Annotated in this window: 1 protein-coding gene and 1 pseudogene; both read left to right on the forward strand. The window is 59.6% G+C overall.

The features are described 5' to 3' along the window. On the forward strand, positions 1–640 hold a 640-nt coding region (locus EOA33_RS33360; protein ID WP_145989446.1), incomplete at its 5' end, for a type IV secretory system conjugative DNA transfer family protein. Between the two features lie 300 nt (positions 641–940). Beyond that, a pseudogene (locus EOA33_RS33365) lies at positions 941–2,102 on the forward strand (ATP-binding protein); the annotation flags it as partial.

The raw sequence follows: 2,102 nt of genomic DNA on the forward strand, positions 1-2,102 counted from the left end.
TTTCGACACCTATTACACGCGCTCCGTTCACAGCAAGCAAGTGCGTCGGCCGCTGATGCGTCCGGACGAAATTCGCACCATGGACAAGAGCAAGGTCGTCATTCTGCCGCGCGGCGAAAATGCAATCCTTGCGACCCGCAATTTCTATTTCGCTGATCGGGAGCTCTCCAAGCGGGCGTTCATGACGCTCCTGGAAAGGGCGAACGCAAAGCACGCCAAACCAGTCGCTGCCGCCGCTGCCCTCCCCTCTCCGTCCGTCCAGTCGATCGTGCCAGTCGGGCCACGCTACCGCTCCGGCATCACACAGTCGCGGCTGCAGCGCGGTGCGACCTTCGCTGCAAAAATCGGACGTGCCGAGCGGCCAGTCGCTCGCCGTCGCTTGCCCGCCGCGCAAAAGAATGAGCTTGAGGCGACCCATATCCCGTCGGCAACGGTGGCGCCCGTTGCGCCACAGGCTGTCGACTTTTCGGCTTTGGCCGCCCGGGCGGCGTCGACCAGGATCTCGCCGCAAAAAGAGGCCGTGATTGCGGCCATTCTGACCGAGGCTAAATCCTTCCGTCCGCAGTCGACCGACCCCGAGACGTTCGACCGCAATTTAAGCGTCGTCGCAGAAGAATTGCCGGACGTTGTGGATAATTAATTCCGCCGACAAGCGTAGCGAGGCGATGTCAATCCATGCGAGGCGCAATCTCAGCCAAAGTTGGATGTCTGGGTTGCATAGGGTACGGAAACCAGCAGCGAAGGCGAACAAACCCGATCATCGACCACAGTCCGTCGTCGACCGAGAAGCCCAGGTCGTCCCGGACAAAAGGCGATCTATGTAATTGGAATGGACAATGTGCTGAGCCGCCAGCAAGCATAAACGCGAGTGGAGCAGAAGCGAATCACTTGCTGAAGTGCCGACTGCATTGCACAGTTCTGGCGGGGGGCAGAAGTCACCATGTTGTCAAAAGGTTCTGACTGGCTGCGGTGGGAGCCACATATCCACGCGCCAGGTACCGTTTTGGAAGACCGCTATCCGGCCGAGGGATTTGAGGCCTATCTCAATGCCCTTGAGTCTGCGACGCCGACGATGCGCGCGATTGGCATCACCGACTATTGCGTTACCGCGTCCTACGAGCGGGTAAAAGCGGCCAAGGATGCCGGCCGCCTGAAGCAATGCGATCTTCTCTTCCCCAATGTCGAGTTGAGGCTCGAGATAGGGACCGTCAAGGGCCATTTCGTCAACATCCATCTCCTCGTCAGTCCCGAGGATCCGGGGCACGTTGAGGAACTGAACAGGTTTCTGCGGCATCTGAAGTTCTCGACCGCAGATGACGAATACAGCTGTACGCCCGACGACCTGATGAAGCTCGGCAAGCGTATGGATCGGTCGATCACTGACAACGCCGCGGCGTTACGGGCGGGGGTCACCCAGTTCAAGGTTTCCCGCAGCGGACTGCAGGCAGCCTTCAGGAGCATGGAGTGGGCTCGCGACAACATCATCGTTGCCGTATCGGGCAATGCCGATGGGACCTCAGGCGTCCGGGAGGCCGCCGACCGGGCGGTCAGACAAGAGATTGAAAAATTTGCCCAGGTTATCTTTGCCAGCAGCCCCAAGCAGCGGGATTTCTGGCTTGGCTTAGGCCCTGCAGCAACGCCCCAGGAGATCCAAGACGACTATGGCGCCCTCAAACCTTGTCTATGGGGATGTGATGCCCATGAAATGTCGCTCGTTGGCAAGCCTGCGGAAGATCGCCTTTGCTGGATCAAGGGCAAGGCAGCGTTTGACGGCCTGCGGCAGGCCTGTATCGATCCCGATAGGGCCTATGTAGGCCCGAATCCGCCTGCATGGTCATCAGAGTCGCAGACAATCAGTCACATCGAGATTCTGGATGCGCCGTGGGCCCGCACCCCGGCCATCGGCCTGAATCCGGGACTGGTAACCATCATTGGGGCGAGGGGTTCCGGTAAGACAGCGCTTGCCGATATGATCGCAGCCGGATGCGACGCCTATGTTGAGGACGAAGAACGACCGTCGTTTCTCGAAAGGGCAGGTGAGCATCTGAAGAGCGCAAAGGTGTCGGGCCACTGGTTGAGTGGGGAAGCAACTTCGGCGAAGC

The sequence above is a fragment of the Mesorhizobium sp. M4A.F.Ca.ET.050.02.1.1 genome (genome assembly GCF_003997725.1).
GTDB lineage: Bacteria > Pseudomonadota > Alphaproteobacteria > Rhizobiales > Rhizobiaceae > Mesorhizobium.